This window comes from Pseudaminobacter soli (ex Li et al. 2025), from assembly GCF_029892515.1.
Lineage (GTDB): Bacteria > Pseudomonadota > Alphaproteobacteria > Rhizobiales > Rhizobiaceae > Pseudaminobacter > Pseudaminobacter soli_A.
Genome location: NZ_JARXVF010000005.1, coordinates 219,302 through 240,718, shown reverse-complemented (window position 1 = coordinate 240,718; position 21,417 = coordinate 219,302). Strand labels below are relative to the sequence as shown.

At 63.9% G+C, this 21,417-nt stretch carries 18 protein-coding genes; 6 read left to right on the top strand and 12 right to left on the bottom strand.

The annotated features are described in order from the left end of the window. The first annotated feature begins 21 nt into the window (after nucleotides 1-21). A complete protein-coding gene (locus M2281_RS20705; protein WP_280823074.1) occupies nucleotides 22-1,593 on the top strand; it encodes an ABC transporter substrate-binding protein in 1,572 nt (523 codons plus the stop codon). A 51-nt stretch (nucleotides 1,594-1,644) separates the two neighbouring features. Here the strand turns inward: M2281_RS20705 and M2281_RS20700 are convergent, their stop codons facing one another. From M2281_RS20700 to M2281_RS20690, 3 genes are read right to left on the bottom strand one after another with little or no spacing between them, the layout of a single operon-like run. Further along, nucleotides 1,645-3,552 carry a heavy metal translocating P-type ATPase gene (locus M2281_RS20700; RefSeq protein WP_280823073.1) on the bottom strand — a complete coding sequence of 636 codons (1,908 nt, stop codon included), beginning with the start codon at nucleotides 3,550-3,552 and terminating at the stop codon, nucleotides 1,645-1,647. 28 nt (nucleotides 3,553-3,580) lie between these two features. Beyond that, nucleotides 3,581-4,846 (bottom strand): acetate/propionate family kinase, encoded by a 1,266-nt coding sequence (locus tag M2281_RS20695; RefSeq protein WP_280823072.1) that lies wholly within the window; start codon nucleotides 4,844-4,846, stop codon nucleotides 3,581-3,583. Further along, nucleotides 4,839-7,232, bottom strand: coding sequence for a phosphoketolase family protein (locus tag M2281_RS20690; RefSeq protein WP_280823071.1), 2,394 nt, complete (start codon nucleotides 7,230-7,232; stop codon nucleotides 4,839-4,841). Before M2281_RS20690 ends, M2281_RS20695 begins: the two co-directional genes overlap by 8 nt. Before the next feature lie 279 nt (nucleotides 7,233-7,511). Here M2281_RS20690 and M2281_RS20685 point away from each other — a divergent pair, with 279 nt between their 5' ends. Genes M2281_RS20685 through M2281_RS20670 form a run of 4 tightly spaced genes read left to right on the top strand, consistent with a single transcriptional unit; the run spans nucleotide 7,512 to nucleotide 11,551 of the window. Beyond that, nucleotides 7,512-8,390 carry an ABC transporter permease gene (locus tag M2281_RS20685; RefSeq protein WP_280823070.1) on the top strand — a complete coding sequence of 293 codons (879 nt, stop codon included), beginning with the start codon at nucleotides 7,512-7,514 and terminating at the stop codon, nucleotides 8,388-8,390. Then, nucleotides 8,387-9,229 carry an ABC transporter permease gene (locus M2281_RS20680; protein WP_280823069.1) on the top strand — a complete coding sequence of 281 codons (843 nt, stop codon included), beginning with the start codon at nucleotides 8,387-8,389 and terminating at the stop codon, nucleotides 9,227-9,229. The genes M2281_RS20685 and M2281_RS20680 overlap by 4 nt, the downstream gene beginning before the upstream one ends. Beyond that, nucleotides 9,229-10,371, top strand: coding sequence for an extracellular solute-binding protein (locus M2281_RS20675; protein WP_280823068.1), 1,143 nt, complete (start codon nucleotides 9,229-9,231; stop codon nucleotides 10,369-10,371). Before M2281_RS20680 ends, M2281_RS20675 begins: the two co-directional genes overlap by 1 nt. Then, complete coding sequence (locus tag M2281_RS20670; RefSeq protein ID WP_280823067.1) at nucleotides 10,364-11,551, top strand: ABC transporter ATP-binding protein; 1,188 nt, start codon at nucleotides 10,364-10,366, stop codon at nucleotides 11,549-11,551. The genes M2281_RS20675 and M2281_RS20670 overlap by 8 nt, the downstream gene beginning before the upstream one ends. 54 nt (nucleotides 11,552-11,605) lie before the next feature. Here the strand turns inward: M2281_RS20670 and hpaI are convergent, their stop codons facing one another. From hpaI to M2281_RS20640, 6 genes are all read right to left on the bottom strand, one after another. Then, nucleotides 11,606-12,418, bottom strand: coding sequence for a 4-hydroxy-2-oxoheptanedioate aldolase (gene hpaI, locus M2281_RS20665; RefSeq protein ID WP_280823066.1), 813 nt, complete (start codon nucleotides 12,416-12,418; stop codon nucleotides 11,606-11,608). An 8-nt stretch (nucleotides 12,419-12,426) separates the two neighbouring features. Beyond that, nucleotides 12,427-13,230 (bottom strand): 2-oxo-hept-4-ene-1,7-dioate hydratase, encoded by an 804-nt coding sequence (gene hpaH, locus M2281_RS20660; RefSeq protein ID WP_280823065.1) that lies wholly within the window; start codon nucleotides 13,228-13,230, stop codon nucleotides 12,427-12,429. A 3-nt stretch (nucleotides 13,231-13,233) separates the two neighbouring features. Continuing rightward, nucleotides 13,234-14,106 carry a fumarylacetoacetate hydrolase family protein gene (locus M2281_RS20655; protein WP_280823064.1) on the bottom strand — a complete coding sequence of 291 codons (873 nt, stop codon included), beginning with the start codon at nucleotides 14,104-14,106 and terminating at the stop codon, nucleotides 13,234-13,236. 24 nt (nucleotides 14,107-14,130) lie between these two features. After that, nucleotides 14,131-15,111, bottom strand: coding sequence for a 3,4-dihydroxyphenylacetate 2,3-dioxygenase (gene hpaD, locus M2281_RS20650; protein ID WP_280823063.1), 981 nt, complete (start codon nucleotides 15,109-15,111; stop codon nucleotides 14,131-14,133). Nucleotides 15,112-15,151: 40 nt separating this feature from the next. Further along, nucleotides 15,152-16,669 carry a 5-carboxymethyl-2-hydroxymuconate semialdehyde dehydrogenase gene (hpaE, locus tag M2281_RS20645; RefSeq protein WP_280823062.1) on the bottom strand — a complete coding sequence of 506 codons (1,518 nt, stop codon included), beginning with the start codon at nucleotides 16,667-16,669 and terminating at the stop codon, nucleotides 15,152-15,154. A 68-nt stretch (nucleotides 16,670-16,737) separates the two neighbouring features. After that, entirely contained in the window at nucleotides 16,738-17,130 is a 393-nt protein-coding gene (locus M2281_RS20640; protein WP_280823061.1) for a 5-carboxymethyl-2-hydroxymuconate Delta-isomerase, read from the bottom strand. A gap of 115 nt (nucleotides 17,131-17,245) precedes the next feature. Between M2281_RS20640 and hpaR the strand changes: the two genes are divergently transcribed. After that, nucleotides 17,246-17,734: a homoprotocatechuate degradation operon regulator HpaR gene (gene hpaR / locus M2281_RS20635; RefSeq protein WP_425537768.1), complete on the top strand. Its 489-nt coding sequence runs from the start codon at nucleotides 17,246-17,248 to the stop codon at nucleotides 17,732-17,734. Nucleotides 17,735-17,757: 23 nt separating this feature from the next. Here the strand turns inward: hpaR and M2281_RS20630 are convergent, their stop codons facing one another. Genes M2281_RS20630 through M2281_RS20620 form a run of 3 tightly spaced genes read right to left on the bottom strand, consistent with a single transcriptional unit; the run spans nucleotide 17,758 to nucleotide 21,415 of the window. Further along, on the bottom strand, nucleotides 17,758-18,765 hold the full coding sequence (locus M2281_RS20630) for a phosphotransferase (RefSeq protein ID WP_280823060.1): 1,008 nt from the start codon (nucleotides 18,763-18,765) through the stop codon (nucleotides 17,758-17,760). Nucleotides 18,766-18,771: 6 nt separating this feature from the next. Beyond that, nucleotides 18,772-20,055 (bottom strand): aspartate aminotransferase family protein, encoded by a 1,284-nt coding sequence (locus tag M2281_RS20625; RefSeq protein ID WP_280823059.1) that lies wholly within the window; start codon nucleotides 20,053-20,055, stop codon nucleotides 18,772-18,774. A 1-nt stretch (nucleotide 20,056) separates the two neighbouring features. Further along, nucleotides 20,057-21,415 (bottom strand): aspartate aminotransferase family protein, encoded by a 1,359-nt coding sequence (locus M2281_RS20620; RefSeq protein WP_280823058.1) that lies wholly within the window; start codon nucleotides 21,413-21,415, stop codon nucleotides 20,057-20,059. Between the last annotated feature and the right edge of the window lie 2 nt (nucleotides 21,416-21,417).

Here is a 21,417-nt window from a genome sequence, read left to right as displayed (position 1 = left end):
ATAGAGGGACAAGGAAAGCAGATGAGGAAGAAACTGTTAGGCATGGATCTCGCGGCCAACCGGCGCGAATTCCTCAAGGGAACTGTCGGCGCGGGCATCCTTCTGGCCGGGCTCGGCGCCGCGCGGGCGCAGACGGAGCAGAGCGGCACGCCGGTGAAGGGCGGCCACCTCAAGCTCGGGCTCGATGGCGGCTCGACCACCGACACGCTTGATCCGGCGGGCTATATCAGCTCCTTCGCCTTCTGTGTGGCGCGGAGCTTCGGCGACTATCTGGTTGAGAGCGATCCGGTGACCGGCAAGCCGGTGCCATCCATCGCCGAGAGCTGGGAGTCGTCCGACAACGCCAAGACCTGGACCTTCAAGATCCGCAACGACGTCGAATTCCACAACGGCAAGAAGCTGACCATCGAGGACGTCGTCAAAACGCTGCAGCGGCACAGCGATGAGAAGTCGCGTTCGGGCGCCCTTGGGTTCCTGAAGTCCATCACCTCGATCGAAGGCCAGGGCAACGAGCTGGTCGTCAAGCTCAACGAGAGCAATGTCGACCTGCCGCTCATCTTCACCGCCTACAATCTCGTGATCCAGCCGAACGGCGGCTACGACAATCCGTCCGAAGGCGTCGGCACCGGGCCTTACAAGCTGGTCAATTTCGAGCCGGGCGTGCGTGCCCTGTTCGAAAAGAACAAGAACGACTGGCGCGAGCGCGGCTATGTCGACAGCTTCGAGATCATCGTCATGAACGATGCGACCGCCCGAACCGCCGCGATCTCGGCCGGCAAGGTCCATTTCGTCAACAGCATCGGCGCAAAGACCGTGCCGCTGCTCAAGCGCGTGGCGGGTCTGCAGATCCTCGATACGCCCAGCCGCGGCCACTACACCATGCCGATGCAGGTGGATAAGGCGCCGTTCGACAATGCCGACCTGCGCCTTGCACTCAAATATGCCATCGACCGCGAAGCCATCCTGAAAACCGCGCTCGGCGGCCACGGCACGATCGGCAACGATTTTCCGATCAACGCTACCTATCCGTACTTCCCGGCCGATATCGAGCAGCGGGCCTACGATCCGGACAAGGCTGCCTTCCACTTCAAGAAGTCTGGCCACGACGGTCCGATCGTCCTGCGCACCGCAGACGGCATCTTCTCGGGTGCGGTTGACACGGCGCTGCTGTTCCAGGAAAGCGCGAAGAAGGCCGGCATTCAGGTCGACGTCAAGCGCGAGCCGGCTGATGGCTACTGGACGAATGTGTGGCGCGCCGCACCATTCTGCCTGTCCTTCTACGGCAGCCGCCTGACGCAGGACCTGATGTACTCGACCGAGCATCTTTCGGATTCGGCGGCCAACGAGACCAACTTCAACCGGCCGGATTTCGACAAGATCGTCAAGGAGGCCCGTTCCGAGGCGGACGAGGCCAAGCGTGCGGAACTCTATCACGCGGCAGCGGTGATGGTGCGCGACGAGGGCGGTTCGATCATCCCCGTGTTCAACAACTACCTCAACGCCGCAGGCAAGCAGCTCAAGGGCTACATCCACGACGTGGGTAACGACCTTTCGAACGGCTACATCGCCTCGCGCGTCTGGCTGGAAGCCTGAGGCCTCGTGCAGGCCAGAACTCGATAGCCGGCGGTTTCGCCGGCTATTTTTTTAGCGCTCCACGCTTTGCGCGCGCACGGGCTCTTCCAATCTCAGGGCCGCGTCGGGGGTCGGCGTTTTTGGCCCGGGTCCTTGCAGGGCGCGCAGCGCGTTGAGGATCACCGCGATGTCGATCACTTCCTGCAGCAAAGCGCCGGCCACCGGCGTGATGTAGCCGAAGGCCGCAAAGATCATCGCGATCGCCGAAAGCGCGAGCCCCACCACGATGCTCTGGATCGCGATCCTGCGCGTGCGCAGCGAAATGGTGAAGGCGTCGACGACGCGGTCGACGCGATCGACGAGGATGACCACATCGGCAGCCTCAGACGAAGCGGTCGCGCCGCGCGCGCCCATGGCGACGCCCACGCCTGCCGCAGCAAGTGCCGGCGCGTCGTTGATGCCGTCGCCGATCATCATCGTCGGCTGCCGGGCCTGCTCGGCTTCCACCGCCGCCACCTTCTCGGCCGGCGTCCTGTCGGACAAGGCGTCGTCCAGCTTCAGCGTGGCTGCAACCACGTTCGCGGCCTTGGCGTCGTCGCCGGTCACCATGATGATGCGCGAAATGCCCGCTGCCCGAAGGTGTTTTAGAGCAGCTGGGGCATCCTTGCGGATCGCGTCGGCCATCAGGATGAAGGCGGAAAAGCGCCCGTCGATGGAAACGTAGATCGCCAGCGCCGAGCGATCGTTGGCCGAGGCCACTGCCGCGTTTGCCCAGCTGGGCACGGGGGTATCGCCGAGCACGAGCGTGCGGGAGCCGGCGCGGATGTGCCTTCCCTCAACGACGCCTTCGATGCCGGAGCCGCGGAATTCGCGAACATTGGTGGGATGCGATAGCGCCAGCCCCTTGCTGCGGACAAGTTCGATCAGCGTTTCGCCCAGCACGTGGTGCGAGGCCTGCTCCAGCGAAGCGAGCAGCCGTAGCGCCTCGTCGGGTTCGATATCCGATGCGGTCTCGAAGGTCGTGAGCCGCGCTCCACCTTCGGTCAGCGTGCCGGTCTTGTCGAAGATCGCGGTGCGTACTTGCGCGAGGGCTTCCAGCGCCGCACTGCCCTTCATGAGGACGCCTTCGCGCGCCGCGCGCGACACGCCGCTGATGAAGGCCACAGGCGCCGCGAGTATGAGCGGGCAGGGGGTGGCGACAACCAGGACCGCCAGCGCCCGGATCTTGTCGCCCGACAGCCACCAGGCCGCGCCGGCGACGATAAGCGTGAAGGGCAGGAGGAAGAGCGCGAAACGGTCCGCGATGCGGATGAACGGAGACTTGGCCGTCTGGGCGGCCTCGACCATCCTGATGATGCCGGCATAGGTGCTCTGGCTCGCGGCCGCGGACGCGCGAAAGCGAAACGCCTCGCCGGCATTGACCGTGCCGCTACGCAGCAGGTCGCCGCTGCCGCGCGTGACCGGCAAGGGCTCGCCGGTGACCGCGGATTCGTCGATAGAGGCGTGGGCCTCGATGAGGTAGCCGTCCACCGGCAGCAGCTCGCCGGCACGCACAAGCAGCTCGTCGCCGATCGCGACATCATCGACACCGATGTCGACCAGCTCTTCGCCGATCCATTTGTGCGCGACGCGGGGCGTCCGGTCCCGCAGCGATTTCAGGTCGCGTTCGGCCTTGCCGCGGGCGTAGTCCTCGAGGACGTTGCCGCCGGTATACATGATCGCAACGACCACGCCTGCCAGAGGCTGTCCCATGGCGACGGCCGCCACCATGGACACCAACGCGATGGCATCGACGCCAACGCGGCCTATCAGGAAATCGCGGATGATGGAGACCGCAAGCGCCACGATAATGGGCACCGTGGCCACGCTCCAGATCAGATTGGCCTCGGCCTGCCAGTGCATCAGCGGCGCCAGCAGTCCCGCGATCAGCCCGACGACAGCGATCGTCAGGAAGGCGAGGTGAAAGTTGCGTTCATTCATCGGCAAAAAACCACTCTGTTGCGGGGCCTCACCTCATGGCCTCGCCTTCGTCCTCAATCGGTTTGGCGAAGCGGTGCCGCTTGTGTACTGTGACCAAGGCGTGCGCCTGTCGGGCGATGGTCATTTCCTCATTGGTGGGGATGACACGGACCTCGACGGCGCTGTCTGGGCTGCTGATCAGCTCGCCGCCGTCTGCACTCTTGTCGAGCTTCACGCCCAGCCATTGCAGCCGGTGGCAGATGGCCTCGCGGATGCTTGTGGCGTGCTCGCCGACGCCGGCTGTGAACACCAGGGATTCCAGCCCTTCCATGGTGGTTGCCATCGCCGCGATGTCCTGGGCGATCCGGAAAGTGAAGAGGTCGAGCGCCTCGGCAGCATGCGGGTTGTCGCTGGCCAGCAACATGCGGACATCACCGGATATGCCGGAGACGCCCAGCAGGCCGGAGCGATAGTAGAGAAGCTGCTCGACATCGCCGGCCGACAGGCCGAGCGCCTGCTGGAGGTAGAGGATGATGCCGGGGTCGATAGCGCCCGACCGCGTCGCCATCATCAGCCCGTCGAGGGCGGTGAAGCCCATGGTGGTGTCGATGCTTTTGCCGTTCTGCATGGCACAAAGGCTGCATCCAGCGCCGAGATGCGCGGCAACCGTCTTCTTCGCGGCAAGTTCGGGTGAGATTTCGGCCAGGCGCGTGGCGATGAACTCGTAGGACAGGCCGTGGAACCCATAGCGGCGTATGCCCATCTCCTCATATTCGCGCGGTATGGCATAGCGGTTGGCCGGCGGCTTCAACGTGCTGTGGAACGCGGTGTCGAAGCAGCCGATCTGCGGTATATCCGGCCGCAGCGACAGGAAGGCCTTCACCGGCCGCAGGCTCGCCGGCTGGTGCAGCGGCGCGATGGGCGTCAGCGCTTCGAGTTCCTTGAGAATGTCGTCCGTCAGGCGGGTAGGTTTTACGAAGCGGCTGCCGCCGTGAACGATGCGATGGCCGACGGCCTCCACCGGCTTGCCGCCGAGGATCGGCTCCAGCACCATGATGAGTTCGCGCAGCAGCACCTCGGTCGGTGGCGCGACGGTGGCCAGCGATTTGTCGACCAGCAGCCTGCCCGTGGCATCCTTGACCGAAAAGCGGGGCGTGCCCGAGAGGCTTTCGAACACACCCCTCACGCGCTGTTCCATCGTGCCGTCGGGTTCGACGTCGAACAGGCCGAATTTCAGGCTGGAGGAGCCGGCGTTCAAGGTCAGAATGGCCATCTCGCCGGTTCCCGGATTGCGGGCGGGATACGCCTCAGCCATGGGGCCAGACCCAGTTGCGCACCTCGGGCATGTCCTGTCCCTCCCTGCCGACATACTGCCGGTGCTCTGCCAGCTTTTCTTCGAAGCGCCGCTTGGCGTCCTCAGCCTTGCCGCTCTGCCGGCTCATGCGGTTGATCGCCTCGATGGCAAGGTGATAGCGGTCGAGATCGTTCATCACCGCCATGTCGAAGGGCGTCGTCGTGGTGCCTTCCTCCTTGTATCCGCGCACATGGATATTCGGGTGGTTCCTGCGCCGATAGGTCAGTCGATGGATGAGGAACGGGTAGCCGTGATAGGCGAAGATGACCGGCCGGTCCTTCGTAAACAGCGCGTCGAACTCGTCATCCGTCAGGCCATGCGGGTGCTCGATCTGCGGCTGCAGGGCCATCAGGTCCACCACATTGACCACGCGGATACGTAGGTCGGGCAGCTCGCTGCGCAGCAGGTCGACGGCGGCGAGAGTCTCCAGCGTCGGCACGTCGCCGGCGCAGGCCATCACCACGTCCGGCTCTGCCTCGTCGCTTTCGGTCCCGGCCCATTTCCAGATGCCCACACCGGCTTCGCAATGGGCGATGGCCGCATCCATGTCGAGCCATTGCAGCTGCGGCTGCTTGCCGGCAACGATCACGTTGATGCGGTTGTAGGTCCGCAGGCAGTGGTCGGTGACCCAGAGCAGGGTGTTGGCATCCGGCGGCAGGTAGACGCGCACCACATCCGCCTTCTTGTTCGTGACAAGGTCGACGAAGCCCGGGTCCTGGTGGCTGAAGCCGTTATGATCCTGCCGCCAGACATGCGAGGTCAGCAGGTAGTTGAGCGAGGCGATCGGCTTGCGCCAGGCGAGCTTGCGCGAGACGTGCAGCCACTTCGCATGCTGGTTGAACATGGCGTCCACGATGTGGATGAACGCCTCGTAGCACGAGAAGAAGCCGTGCCGGCCGGTGAGCAGATAGCCTTCCAGCCAGCCCTGGCAAAGGTTCTCGCTCAGCACCTCCATGACGCGCCCTTCATGGGCGAGATGTTCGTCATAGGGCTCGATCTCCTCCATCCAGACCCGGTCGGTGACGTCAAAGACGGCGTCCAGGCGGTTGGAGGCGGTCTCGTCGGGACCCATCAGCCTGAAATTGCGGGCGACGGCATTGAGGCTCATCACCTGTTCGAGCAGACGGCCCATGACGCGGGTGGCTTCGGCTTGCGAGCGGCCCGGCCTGTCGATCTTGACCGCCAGCTTGCGGAAGTCGGGCATCTCCAGATCCTGCTTGAGCAGACCGCCATTGGCATGCGGATTGGCGCCCATGCGCCGCTCGCCCTCGGGCGGCAGCGCCTTCAACTCGTCGATCAGGCGCCCGCTCCTGTCGAACAGCTTTTCCGGCTCATAGCTGCGCATCCATCTCTCCAGGAGGCGCAGGTGTTCGGGGTTGTTGCGCGGGTCGGTGATCGGCACCTGGTGCGAGCGCCAGAAGCCTTCGACCTTCTTGCCGTCGACTTCCTTCGGGCAGGTCCAGCCCTTGGGGCTCCGGAAAACGATCATTGGCCAACGGGGCGCGCGCGATGCCTTGCCCGGCCCGCGGGCATCACGCTGGATTTCCTTGATGCGGGTAAGCACGACGTCCAGCGTCGTGGCCATTTCCAGATGCATCTCCTTCGGATCTTCGCCCTCGACGAAGAAAGGTTCGTAGCCGTAGCCCCACATCAGGCTCTCGAGCTCGTCCTTCGGCATGCGGGCGAGGATCGTGGGGTTGGCGATCTTGTAGCCGTTGAGATGCAGGATCGGCAGCACCGCGCCGTCATGGACCGGGTTCAGGAACTTGTTCGAATGCCAGGAAGCCGCCAGCGTGCCGGTTTCGGCTTCGCCATCGCCGATCACGCAGGCGACGATCAGGCCGGGATTGTCGAAGGCCGCGCCATAGGCATGAACCAGCGCGTAGCCCAGTTCTCCGCCTTCATGGATGGAGCCCGGCGTCTCGGGGGCGACGTGGCTGGGAATGCCGCCGGGAAATGAAAATTGACGGAACAGCTTGCGCATGCCGTCCACGTCGCGGCCGATCTCCGGGTAGATTTCGCTGTAGGTGCCCTCAAGATAGGTGTTTGCGACCATGCCGGGGCCGCCATGACCGGGCCCGCAAACATAGATCATGTCGAGATCGCGGGCGCGTACGGTCCGGTTGAGGTGGGCGTAGATGAAATTGAGGCCGGGCGTGGTGCCCCAGTGTCCGAGCAGGCGCGGCTTGATGTGCTCCGGTCTCAGCGGCTCCCGCAGCAACGGGTTGTCGAGCAGGTAGATTTGGCCGACCGAAAGGTAGTTGGCCGCCTGCCAGTAGCGTTGAATGAGCTCGAGTTCTTTCGCATCGAGCGCGCCACGCCGGACGGTCGGAGCAAGCTGTCCCATGCCAGTGTCCTCCACTTTGATCGAAGGGTTCCGCGGACAGAGTGCTAGAATAGGACAGCAGACGCTTTGCGCCACATCAAATGCGGTTTTCTTTTTCCATGCAATCCGAGGGTTTCAGCCCGTTCGGCGGACCGGCAGCGCCGTGGCCCCGCTGCATCACTTTCCGGAGCGTGAGAAAATCTTCATTCGGGCAGTAGACATCGGACCGCTAATCGCCCAATCTCGCCTCCGGGAACACAACAAGCGCCGCAACGACGGCGCCGCATGAACTGAATGGGCATGACCAAAGGTTGGAAATTGTACGACCCGCGACTGGCGTGGATGCTGGTTGCGCCGGTGCTATTGCTGCTGCTTCTGTTCCTGCTGCTACCGATTGCCGTGATGGGGGTCTACACCTTCTTCACCTTCGTTACGGCAGGCGTCGAGACGAGTGCGCTGACATTCGCCAACTGGAAGGAATTCCTCACCGACAGCTACTATCACGGCTTCCTGCTGAAGACCGTTCGCGTCGGCGCCATGACCGCGATCATCTGCGCGGTTCTGGGTTACTTCCCGGCCTATTTCATCTGGGCCACGACCTTCCGGCACAAATGGCTGCTGCTTCTGCTGCTCATCGTGCCGTTCTGGATCAGCTTCACTATCCGCACATTCTCGTGGATCCATATCCTCGGCGAGCAGGGGATCATCAACGTCACGCTGATCAAGCTCGGCCTGATCGACCAGCCGTTGCAGATGCTCTACACCGAGGGCGCGGTGGTCATGGGGCTGCTGCATTTCCTGCTGCCCTACATGATCCTTAACGTCTATGTGAGCCTTGAGAGCATAGACCGTACGCTGATTTCCGCCGCCCGATCCATGGGCTGCACCAGCGCGCAGGCGTTCCGCGAGGTCACGCTGCCGCTCTCGCTGCCCGGCCTCGGCGCGGGCCTGCTGCTCTGCTTCGTGCTGGCGGCCGGCAGCTATGTGACGCCGCAGCTGCTCGGCTCTGGCCGCGATGCGCTGTTCGGCAACCTGATCTACGACACCATCATGGGCCAGCTTAACTGGCCGATGGGCGCCACGCTTTCCATCGTACTGTTCGTCGTGCTCGGCTGTTTTGCCGCTGCCTATACCCGCTACATGGGCATGTCCCAGATCGTGAAGGGGCTCGGAGGATGATCGCGGGGCAACACGGGGACAAGGAAGGACGATGGGCCTGGCGGCTGACCGGCCTCATCACGCTTTGCGTCTATATTTTCATGTTCGCGCCGATTGTCGCCACGGTCGTGTTGTCCTTCAACGCATCGATGTTCGGCGGCTTTCCGCTCACCGGCTTCAGCCTGCAATGGTACGCCAAGCTCCTGTCCAACGAGCAGGTGCTTACCGCGTTCAGGACCTCGATGTGGATCGCATTCGTCACGGCGGCGGTCACGACGCTGCTGGGCATCATCACGGCCTATGCGCTGGTTCGCTTCGAGTTTCCCGGTAAGGGGACTTTCGGCACGCTGGTCATCCTGCCGGCGCTGGTGCCTGAAACGATCCTCGGCGTCGGATTGCTGGTGCTGATCAAGGCGGTCGATCAGCCGCGCAGCATGGCGCTTCTGTTGTTGGGCCATATCCTCCTGGCGCTGCCCTATGTGGTGCTGATCACCCAGGCGCGCATGGTCGGTATCCGCCGCACCTACGAGGAGGCGGCGCTGTCGCTGGGGGCCTCGCGCCTGTCGTCGTTCCGCGAGATCACGCTGCCGCTGCTCATCCCGGCGGTCGTCGCCAGCGCGCTTCTGGCCTTCACCATCTCTTTCGACAACACCTCGGCGAGCCTGTTCTGGCGGCCGGCCGGCGTCGAGACGATGCCGACCCAAATCCTGTCGATGCTCAAGATTTCGATAAGCCCGGAGATCAATGCCCTCGGCACGGTCATGATCCTCGTGACCGTCGGCATTCCGCTGGTCGGCGGGCTCATCCTGCAAAGCCTTACCCGGTTGAGAAAACGCGTCGATGCAAAGGGGAACGCATAATGAAAATTTCGACCACGAAGAGACTTGAACGACTGAACGAGCGATATGGGAACGGCGACATCAGCCGCCGCTCCTTTCTGACCCTGACGGCGGCGGCCGCCGCCGCGGCAGGGCTTTCCACGCCCTGGATCGGCCGGGCGCTGGCTGCCGCCACGGAAGTGCGCTTCGATGGCTGGGGCGGCGTGGTGCAGGAAGCGATCGATAAATACGCATTCCAGGCATACACGCAGAAGACCGGCATCAAGGTTGTGCAGGGCACCTTCGGCGACGAGGACGAGATCATCACCAAGATCAAGACCTCGAAGCCGGGAGACTTCCAGGTCATCCATTCGTCGGGCGTGAACTACTACATCAAGTACGTGAATGCCGGAGTGAACTCGGAGATCAACGAGGCCAACATTCCCAATCTGGCGAATGTTCTGGTGCCGATGATCGAGCCCTACCGCAAGATCACGCCTAAGATCTCGGCCATACCGTATGACTACGGCACAACCGGCATCGCCTACAACAACAAGGTGATCTCGGACGAAGAGGCCAAGGAAAAGGGCGTCGGCCTCCTGTTCGACAAGAAGTATGCCGGCAAGGTGGGCGGCTATTCCGATATGACCACGCGCGTGTGGTATGCCGCGCTGCAGTCGGGACAGGACCCGAACAATATCCAGGACATGGACGCCGTCTGGGCGAAGGTGCGCGAGAACCGGGACCTCGCCAAGAAGTTCTGGAGCTCCGGCGCCGAGCTGATGGACCTGCTTTCCAAGGGCGAGATCGTGGTGACCGACGCCTGGTCCGGCCGCGTCGCCGCGCTGCAGCAGCAGGGCCATCCGATCGGCTATATCGACCCGAAGGGCTCCTATGCGTGGATGGAGGATATGCTGGTCCTCAAGGGCTCGCCCATGCCCGAGTGCGAGGAACTGATCAACTTCATGCTCGAGCCCGCCACCTCGATCGCGGTAGCCGAGGGCCAGAACTATCCGCCGTCGCTCGACCCGAACAAGGTCAAGCTCGGCGACAAGATCGCGACGCTGCCCGCCTTCGACCCGACCGGCTCGATGAAGGCGCTGACCTTCGCCGACCCGGTCTACTGGGCAACCAACGAAGACGCTTGGAACAAGCAGTGGGACAGGATTTCGAAAGGTGCATGAGAGCCTGGAAACCTCAGCCCAGACACCCCGGCCGGAAGCGGCCGGGGGACTGCCGGCCGGCGCGGGCGAGCATGCCGCTCGCGACGGTGGGCAACTGGAAAAGCCGGCGGTCGAGTTCCGCAACATCGACATCGCCTATGGCAAGTTCGTCGCGGTGCGCGATTTCTCGCTGGCCATCCGCAAGGGCAGTTTCGTCACCCTGCTAGGCCCCTCCGGCTGCGGCAAGACCACGATCCTGCGCTCGATTGCAGGTCTGGTCGATATTTCTGGCGGCCAGATTTCGATCGGCGGCAGGCGCGTCGATGACGTGCCGATCTACAAGCGCAATATCGGCCTGGTCTTCCAGAGCTACGCGCTTTTCCCGCACAAGAATGTCTTCGACAACGTCGCCTTCGGCTTGAAGTATCGCAATGTGCCGAAGGCCGAGATCGCGCGCAGGGTGAGCAAGGCGCTGGAGATGGTGCGGCTGCCGGGCAGCGAGAAGAAGCTGCCGTCGCAACTCTCCGGCGGTCAGCAGCAGCGCATCGCGCTGGCGCGCGCCATCGTGTTCGAGCCGGAAGTTCTGCTTCTGGACGAGCCGCTTTCGGCGCTCGACGCCAATATGCGCGAGGAGATGCGCGTCGAGATCAAGAAGATCCAGAAGGAGACGGGCATTACGGCGATCTTCGTGACCCACGATCAGGAAGAGGCACTCTCCATGTCCGACCAAATCGTCGTCATGAATGCCGGCACGATGGAGCAGATCGGCACGCCGGAACAGGTCTATGAGACGCCGGCAACCGCCTTCGTGGCCGACTTCCTCGGCAAGGCGAACATGCTGCCGGGCGTCGTCTCGTCGATCGATGGGCACAAGGTAACCATCGCGCTCTCCGCCGGGCAGATGGTGACGGCCGTTTCGCCGAAGGTGCTGACGCCCGGGGCTCGCGTCTCCGTGGTGGTGCGTCCGCAAAAGCTGTCAGTCGGTGCCTCGGTCTCGGCAAACAAGCTCGCGGCGCGGGTCGTGTCGACGTCCTATCTCGGGGGCAGCGCCATCTATGAGATCGACATCGGTGAGCGGACGATCATCCGCGCCAACACGCCGATAGAAGGCAAGGTCGCGCGCGAAGGCGACGCCATCCAGGTCGGTTTCGACCCGGCAGGCTGCGTGCTGCTGGACGAGAAGGGACTGCGCATCGCGTGAGATGCGCGACGTCCGGGCGCGCATCGAAGTGCGCCCGGATCGCTTCGGGCAAAGTCAGTAGACGGCGCCCTTGCTTTCGCTGTTCGAAGGCTGCTTTTCGGCGTCGGCAAAGCTGGCGCGAAGATTGTTGGTCGCCGCAACCAGAAGCCCCACATCGCTGCCGACGGCAACGAAATTTGCCCCCAATTCGACATAGCGACGTGCAAGCGCCTGGTCGGAGGTCAGGATGCCGGCGGCCTTGCCATGCGAGCGGATGCGGAGGAGGGCGGCTTCCACCGCCTGCTGCACTTCTGGCGCACCGGGCTTGCCCAAATATCCCATGTCGGCGGCAAGATCGGCAGGGCCGATGAAGACGCCATCCACGCCCTCGGTCGATGCAATCTCATCGAGCGCGGCAAGGCCGGCCCGGCTCTCGATCTGCAGAAGCAGGCAGATCTCGTCATTGGCGGTCTGGAGATAGTCCGGGATGCGGTTGAAGGCGGAGGCGCGCGCCAAGGTCGCACCCACGCCGCGCATGCCGTGCGGCGGATAGCGGGTCGCCCGCACCAAGGCGCGCGCCTGCTCGCCGCTTTCGACCATCGGCACCAGCAGCGACTGCGCGCCGATGTCGAGGATCTGCTTGATGAGCCAGGCCTCGCCGATCGGCGGCCGCACCACAGCATGGCTGCTTGACGCCGCCAGCGCCTGCAGTTGCGACAGCAGCAGCGGGACGTCGTTGGGCGCGTGCTCGGCGTCGAGAAGCAGCCAGTCGAAACCGGCTCCGGCGCAGATTTCGGCGGTGTAGGGGCTGGCGAGCGCGAGCCACATGCCGATCTGCGTCCGGCCGTCCCGAAGCGCCTGTTTGAAGCTGTTGCGAGGAGCCGGCATTCAGGACCTCATTCGAAGAAGCAACTGATCGTCCCGTAAGGCCCGAAATCGGCGACGATCGTGTCGCCGTGTCGGGCTTCGACGGGACGGATGAATGAGCCGGCGAGCACGATCTGGCCGGCCTCGATGCTTTCGCCGTAGGCGGCGAGGCGGTTCGCCAGCCACGCGATGCCGCGCGCCGGATGATTGAGCACCCCGGCACCAAGGCCGGTTTCCTCTACCTCGGCATTGCGGGAGACGATCGCGCCCATCCAGCGCATGTTGACCTCCTGCGGGCGCATGGCGCGGCCGCCGATGACGATGCCGGCATTGGCCGCGTTGTCGGAGATGGTGTCGACGATGGTGCGGGCCTTCTTGGTCTCCGGATCGACGCGCAGAATGCGCGTGTCGAGGATTTCGAGGGCGGGCGTGACATAGTCCGTCGCGTTGAGCACGTCGAAGACGGTGACGTTCGGCCGTTTGAGCGGGGCCTTCATGACGAAGGCGATCTCGGCCTCGATGCGCGGCTGGATGAAGCGACCCTTCGGGATCGTGGCGCCGTCCTCGAACATCATGTCGTCGAAGAGGACGCCTGAATCAGGGATATCGATGTTGAGCGCATATTGCATGGCCTTGGAGGTGAGGCCGATCTTCCAGCCGATCACCTTGCGGCCGTCGGCGATCTTCTGCTTCACCCAGGCGGACTGTACGGCATAGGCATCGTCCATGCTCATTTCGGGATGCTTTAGGGAAAGCAGGCCCGTCTGGACGCGGCTTCTCTCCGCATCGTCCAGTGCCTTCACGGCAGCGGCTATCTCGGTGCTTGTCAGCATGGCTCAGATCACCTCGTCAGCAATCGGGTTGCGCAGAAGGCCGATGCCTTCGGCTTCCACTTCCACGACATCGCCGGGCTTCAGCCAGATCGGTGGATCGAAGCGCGCGCCCGCTCCGGTCGGCGTGCCGGTCACGATGACATCGCCCGGCACCAGCGTCGTGAAGGTGGAGACGTAGTTGATGATCTTGCGGAAGGAAAAGATCATGCGGCTTGTGCGATCCTGCTGGCGCACCTCGCCATTGACGCGCGTTTCGAGCCGGATGTCGGCAATTTGCGCCTCGTCGGTGAAGGGCACGAGCCACGGTCCGATCGAGCCGCTGCGGTCAAAATTCTTGCCTTGCGTGACGTTGAACTTGGCGTGACGCACCCAGTCGCGCAGCGTTCCCTCGTTGCAGAGCGACAGCGCGGCTATGTGGTCGAGCGCGGAGGCCTCGGGAATGCGGCGCCCGCCCTTGCCGATGACGATGACGATCTCGCCCTCATAGTCGAGCTGCGGGCTTTCCGGTGGCCGCACCAGAGCCTGCCCGTGGCCGACGAAGGAACGCGGAAAGCGGATGAACAGCGAGGGGTTGGAAGGGGCGGCCTGGCCGTCCTTGTACTCCTCGTTGCGATCGGGGAAGTTCACGCCAACGCAGATGATCTTTTCCGGCGCGGGAACCGGAATCTCGTAGCGGATGTCGGCAAGGTCGATATCCGGGACAAGACCGGCCGCCTCGTCGGCGAGGCGCTGAAGCGCGCCCGCCTCGATCACCTCGCGCAGCGTCGGCCATTGCTTGCCGTGCCGGGCCGAGAGGTCGACGACCCCGCAATCAGTGACCAGGCCGTATTTTTGCACCTCGGCGTGAGAGAAGGTGGCGAATTTTGCGCGTTCCATATCTGTCTTTCCGGCCGTCGATGCTTACGGCGCCACGATGGGCTGGGCCTTGAGGATGGATTCCCGCGCCTCGACGCCGGCAAAAGTGCTGCCTTCCTCGAACCAGGACCGCGGAGCCGGTGCGCCCCACAGGGTCTGGCGCTGCGGGTCCTTGAGGTCCCACTTGATCGGCTCGAGATCCGGATCGACCGTCTGGTAGTCGGAGCAGTAGATCTCGATGCGATGGCCGTCGGGGTCGCGGACATAGAGGAAGAAGGCATTCGAGATGCCGTGGCGGCCCGGGCCGCGCTCGATATTGGCCAGCCAGCCGGAGGTGGACATCAGGTCGAGCAGGTCGATGATGTTGAGCGGCGTCGGCACCCAGAAGGCGGTGTGATGCAGGCGCGGGCCACGGCCGTTGGTGAAGGCGATGTCGTGGACACCGCCCTTGCGGTGCGTCCAGGCTGCCCAGAGACGCCCGGTTTTCTCGTCCTCGGTGTATTCCGTCACGCGGAAGCCGATCTCGTTGTAGAAGGCCACCGCCTCGTCCACGTTAGGCGAGAAGCAGTTGAAGTGATCGATGCGCAGCGGCTTCACGCCCTTGTAGAGGGCGTATTTCTGATGGATCGGCGGCAGGCGGTCCATCTTCGAATAGAATTCGAGCGGAATGCCCTGCGGATCGCGTGTGCGGAAAGTCCGCGACTGGTAGGGGCGCTCGATCCATTCGACCGGCAGGTCCCGCTGCTTGAAGAAGTGTGCCGCCTTGTCGAGGTCCTCCTCGCTGTAGACCTTGAAGCCGAGGTCACGCGCCTCTGCCCTGTCCGCCTTCTTCAGGATGATGCAGTGATGGCCGCGTTCTTCCATCGCGCGCAGATAGATCGTGTCGGCCGTCTCGTCGGTGACCTGAAGGCCGAGCACGTCGACGTAGAACGCGCGCGACTTGGCAAGATCGGTGACGGCGAGTTCGACATGGCTCAGGCGAACGATGTTGAAGGGCGGATGAAGGTTCGGTTTGGGCAATGGCATGGGTGTCTCCTCCACGAGCGTTGGCGCGCTTGTCGCGCGCTCAGGCGCCGAGCCTCTGAATGGCATGCGCCGAGCTGACGAATGCCACGTTTTTGGTTTCCATGTAGAAATCGAACGACCAGTCGCCGCCGTCGCGGCCGATGCCGGAGTTCTTGACGCCGCCGAACGGGGCCGGCAGGTGGCGCACATTCTCCGAATTCACCCAGATCATCCCCGCTTCGAGATGATCGGTGAAGCGGAAGGCGCGCGTGACGTCCGATGTCCAGAGATAGCCGGCAAGGCCGTAGCGTACATCATTGGCGAGCGCGAGCGCCTCTGCCTCGTCCTTGAAGGGGATGGCGGTCAGCACAGGGCCGAAGATCTCCTCCTGCGCGATGCGCATGCCGTTGTTCGCGCCGGTGAAGAGCGTGGGCGAAACGTAGCAGCCGCCGCCCGGACCGTCGAACTTCGTGCCGCCGGCGGCAAGGGTGGCGCCTTCCTGCTGGCCGATGCCGATATATTCGAGAACCTTCTTCTCATGTACCGGATGGATGAGCGGGCCGACGACCGTTTCGGGATCGAGCGGATGACCGATCTTGATGCGCTTGGCTCTCTCGGCGACCTTCGCGGTGAAGCTGTCGTAGATGCTTTCCTCGACGAGCAGTCGCGACGAGGAGGTGCAGCGCTCGCCATTGAGCGAGTAGATCATGAACACAGCCGCATCTGCCGCCCGCTCCAGATCGGCGTCGGCGAAGACGATGACCGGGTTCTTGCCGCCCAGTTCGAAATGAACGCGTTTCAGCGTCTCGGCACCCTGCTTCATGATCATCGAGCCCGTGCGGCTTTCGCCGACGAAGCCGATGGCCTTGATCGCGGGGTGCTCAGTCAAGGCCTTGCCCGCGTCCTCGCCAAAACCGTTGACGAGGTTCCACACGCCCTTGGGCAACCCAGCCTCCTCGGCGATTTCGATGAGCAGCCGGGCCGTGAGCGGCGAAAACTCGGCAGGCTTGTGGACGACCGTGCAGCCGGCCGCGAGCGCCGGGGCGATCTTCCACGTGGACAGCATGAAGGGCGTGTTCCACGGCGTGATGATGCCGACCGGGCCAATGGGCACGCGCGTGGTCATGTTGATCTGGTTGCCGCCGCGCAGCGTCTTGCCGTCACGCGCCTCGGGGGCGCGGTCGGCGAAGAAGCGGAAGTTCTCGGCGCCGCGCAGGGCGGCCTTGGACATGAATTTCAGCGACTGGCCGGTGTCCATGCACTCGACGAACGCGATTTCCTCGGCGCGCGCGACGATGGCGTCGGCGATCTTGTGCAGCAGCTTCTTGCGCGCGTCGCCGGGCATCGCCGCCCAGGCCGGGAAGGCTTCCTTGGCCGCCTTTGCGGCGAGATCGACGTCGGCGGCGCGGCCAAGCGCGACCTTGGCGATCGGCTTCAGGTCGATGGGCGATATCGTCTCGAATCTCTCGCCGCTGACCGCCGGGACCGATTCACCGTTGATGTGGTTGAGCACGTCATGCTCGCGGAAGCGGGCGAGGAAGTCTTCCGCCTTGGCGATGTTCTCATCGAGTTTGGACATTTCATTCTCCGATGGTGGCGCGTCGCCGTCGCGGGCCGCGCTGGAACGTGGGGGCGAAATGGAAGGATCTATCTCTCGGCGTTGCGGAGCCGGGGATGGATGGCGTTCTTCTTCCAGCTCAGCTGCGGGTCGATCTCGCGGATCTCAAGAGTGAGAGCGAAATGCGGCGTGGCGAACAGGTCCGCAAGCTCGCGCGTGACCGTGGCAAAGATCGCCTCTCCCGTCCGCTTCTTCTCGTCGTCGGAGCGGCCGACGCCAATGCGAAACGACATGTCGATGAAACCGTTTTCCGGCAAAAGGTCTGCAACCGCATAATGCTCGCTGCGGATCGTGCGCACGCGCACCGCACCGAGCTCGAACAGCCCGGTTTCCATGATGGTTTCGTGGACGGAACGGCAGAGACGCTCGAAGTCGACGTGCGCATCGAGATTGGCCGAGTACTCGATCGTGAAGTGCGGCATTTCTTGCCCGATCCCCTTCGCTTTATTATTTAACATGTTAAAAATAATCGACCCGCTGTCAAGCAGGATTTCAGCCTGGATCCCCGATGCGCCGGCAATTGCGGAAAGGTGAGAAATGCCGCATAGAGCACATATGAGCCGCCAGAAATCCTCAGCAGACCACGGGCAGGACGCCCTTCTTCCCCACAACACGCGCCGCTCGCTGCCGATTGCCCTCCTGAGGGCCCGCGAAGCGGTGATGGGGCATTTCCGGCCCATGCTGGCGCAGCACGAGATCACCGAGCAGCAATGGCGGGTGATCCGCATTCTCGCCGAATCCGGGCAGGTCGATGCCACCGAAATGGCCGACAAGGCATTCATCCTTGCGCCCAGCCTGACGCGCATCATCCGCTCGCTCGAGGAGCGCGGCCTGATCAGCAAGCACAAGGACGCCGAGGACGGCCGCAGGGTGTTGCTCGAAATCGCGCCCGCAGGCATGAAGGTGATCGCAGAGGTCGGCCCCGAGAGCCGTGCCATCTATGCGAGCCTCGAGGCGAAGTACGGCAAGGAGCGGGTCGAGAAGCTTCTCGACATGCTGGACGATCTCGCCACGCTCGGCGTCTGATTGGGCCCGTCCCACCGCCTGCCTCATTGCGGAAGCTCTTCGGCCAGCCGCAGCGCCTCGTCGGCGTAACGCGCGAGCCGCGCCGCCGCATTCGGAAACTCCGGCCTTGCGGCCAGCCAGCCGATATAGGTGACGCTTCTGAGCGTGAGAAACAGCGGCAGGGTCGCAAGCGCTGCGTCGCTCAAGGCACGCCTGCTGCGATACCCTGCAATCAGAGCGCTCTCCAGTTGCCTGTAGTGCGGTTCGATGCGGTTCTTGAGCAGGGCCGTGGCAATGTCGAACATGCGAAAGCCGAAGCCCGCATCGTCGAAGTCGATGAAGCCGACAGCGTTTCCGTCGATCAGCACATTCTCGCGCACGAGATCGGCGTGGATCAGGCCGTAGTCGAGGTTTTCGGCAGGAATTTTAGCGAGCAGGTCCTGAAGACGCGCCCGGAGATAGGTGAGGGCGGAGCGGTGATCGGCGGAAAGCCCGGCGCAATCCCAGAAGCGCCCCCAGAGCGGACTTTCTCCAAGAAGCCCGTTGGCGTCCCAGGCGGCGCGGGAGAAACCGTCGGGAAGGCGCCAGCCGTCGGTGAGATTGTGCATCTCGGCCATGGCCGCGCCGATCGCGAAGAAGATCGCGATCTGGACTTCCAACTCATGGGCAAGCGGCGTGCCGCTCTGCCCGAGAGGCGTGCCGTGCATCCAGGTCACGATGTCGGCGTGCTGCGCGTCGAACGCGTTGGCCGCAGGTAGGTGGACGAGCACCCGGTCGTCGGCTGTCGCCACTGACGAGGGCACCGTCAGCCCGCCGTCGCGCAGCGCCGTCATCCAGCGCAGTTCGGAAGCCAGCGCGCCTTCGTCATGATAGCCGGGGCGATGGATCCGCAGCGCCGCTGGCTCGCCATTTGCGAGCGCGATGCGGAACACTGCATTCTCGCGATATTTCAGCAGCTCGGGCCGCTGGCCGGCAAGGCCCCAATGCGTCAGGGCCTCGCAAGCGCGCGCGCTGAGCGCATCGACCAGTTCCTGCTGGAGATGTTCCGCCATCGTCGACTACAGGGCCGTAAGAACGTCGTCGAGCGTAGAAAGCATCAGGTCCGCATGCTCCCTGGAGAAGGGCATGGGCGGCCTGATCTTGGTGGAGCATTGATGGATGCCGAGCTTGCCCATCAGCACGCCGCGTTCGCGCATGTCGTTGATGACTTTCGTGGCGAGATCGGCGGCGGGCGTCTTTTCGTTCCGGTCGAGCACGAGTTCTGCGCCGAAGAACAGCCCGCTGCCCCGCACGTCGCCGATGATGCCGTGCTTCTCCTGCAAGCGCAGCAAGCCGGCGCGGGCATAGGTGCCCACCTCCCGGGCATTATCGATCAGCTTCTCGTCCTCGATCACGTCGAGAACCGCCATGGCCGCGGCGCAGGAGACGGGATTGCCGCCAAAAGTGTTGAAGTAGCGGAAGGCCTTGCGGAAGGCGTTGAGCGTATCAGCGCCGGCGACGACGCCGCCGATAGGATGGCCGTTGCCCATGGGTTTGCCGAGGGTGACGATGTCCGGCACGATGCCTGCGCGCTGATGGCCCCACATGTGCTCGCCGGTGCGGCCGAAGCCGGGCTGCACCTCGTCGGCGATCACAAGGCCACCGGCCTTGCGCACCGCCGCCACCGCCTTATCGAGAAAGCCCTGCGGCAGGTCGGGGAAGCCTTCATTGGCGAAGAACGGATCGATGATGAGCGCGGAGAAGCCGAAGGGGCTCTCCTCAAGCGAGGCGATGGCCCTTTCGACCTCGGCGGCAAAGGCCGTCGCAAAAGCCTCGCCCGGTTCGCCGCCGAGCGGGCGATAGCTGTCGGGCGCGGGGACATGGCGTACATGGCCGCCGAAGCCGCCGACCGGCGGCATGCGGGTCGACAGCTGCGAAACGGCGGCGGTGTTGCCGTGATAGGTGTGGTTCGTGGCGATCAAGCCCGTCTTGCCGGTGACGGCCTGGGCCATGCGCAGGGCGATGTCGTTGGCCTCGCTTCCGGTGCAGGTCAGGATCGAGGTGTCGAGGCTCTTGTCGAACGTCGCCGTCAGGCGCTCGACATAGTCGAGAATGCCTTCGTGCAGATAGCGCGTATGGGTGTTGAGCGTGCCCGCCTGCCTCGCGATCGCCTCGACCACGCGCGGGTGGCAGTGCCCCACATGGGGCACGTTGTTGTAGCAATCGAGATAGCGCCGCCCGTCCGCGTCCCACAGCCAGACGCCTTCGCCCCGCACGATGTGCACGGGGTCCTGGTAGAAGAGCGACATGTTGCGGCCAAGCAGCCGCTCGCGCCGAGCCAGAAGCGCGGAGTTGTCTGCCATCTCACTTGCCCCCGGCAGCGGAGAGACCGGCATCGAGCGCGGAGATGATGCGGGTGACATCTGCGGCGGTGATGACGAGCGGCGGCGAGATGATGACGTTCGCGCCCGAGGTGCGGACCATGACACCCGCCTCATAGGCGACCTCGTAGACCTTCTGGACCACGTCCTTCGCCGCGGCGGCCTTCTTCTCCCGGTCGGAAACGAGCTCGAGCGCGCACATCAGCCCCTTGCCGCGCACGTCGCCGACCAGCTCGTGACGCTGCTGCAGTTCGTTGAGGCCGGCTAGCAATTCCTCGCCGCGCGCTTTGGCATTGCGGGCGACATCGAGCCGCTTCGTTTCCTTCAGCGTGGCAAGCGCTGCCGCCGCGCCGACCGGGTGGCCGGAATAGGTGTAGCCGTGGCCTATGGAACCCATCGCGCACTTGTTGTTCTCGAAGACCTGCGCGACCTTTTCGGAGATCATCACCGCGCCGAACGGGAAGTAGCCGTTGGTGATTGCCTTGGCGGTGGACATCAGATCCGGCTTGACGCCCCAAAGGCGCGAGCCCGTCCAGGCGCCGGTGCGGCCGAAAGCGGTGATCACCTCGTCGGCGATGAGCAGGATGCCATGGCGTTCGCAGATCTCCCGCATCAGCGGCATGAAGGTCTCATGCGGCACGATCACCCCGCCCGCGCCGAGAACCGGCTCCATGATCAGCGCGGCGATCGTGTCCGCGCCCTGGAAGGCGATCTCGTCCTCGAAGAGGCGGGCAATGCCTTTGGCAATCTCTGCCCCGTCAGTCGTGCCGAACGGGTTGCGGTAGGTGAAGGGCGAGGGAAGATGGAAGACGCCGGGCAGCAGCGGCTCGTAGTTGCGGCGGAAGTTGGAATTGCCGTTGACGGACGCGCCGCCGAAATGCGTGCCGTGATAGCCTTTCTTCAGCGCAACGAACTTCGTCCGCTCGGGCTGGCCATTCAGCTTGTGGTACTGGCGCGCGAGACGCAGGCAGGTTTCCACGGAATCGGAGCCGCCGGAGGTGAAGAAGGAGCGGACGAGGCCGTCCTCCTTGAACCACTCAGCCAGTTCGTAGGACAGCTCGATGAGCGGTGAATTGGTGGTGCCGCGGAAGGTCGAATAATAGGGAAGCTGCTCGAGCTGCTGGCGGATGGCCTCCTTCACCGGCTCGCAGGAATAGCCGAGATTGACGTTCCAGAGCCCGCCGACAGCATCAAGCACGCGCTTGCCATGGATGTCGGTGATTTCGACGCCTTCGCCGGCATTGACGATCTTGGGCGGCGACGCCTGCATCTCGGCCGGATGGGCCATCGGATGCCACAGATGGCGGGCATTGTTCTCGATGAGGAAATTGGCTTCACGCATTT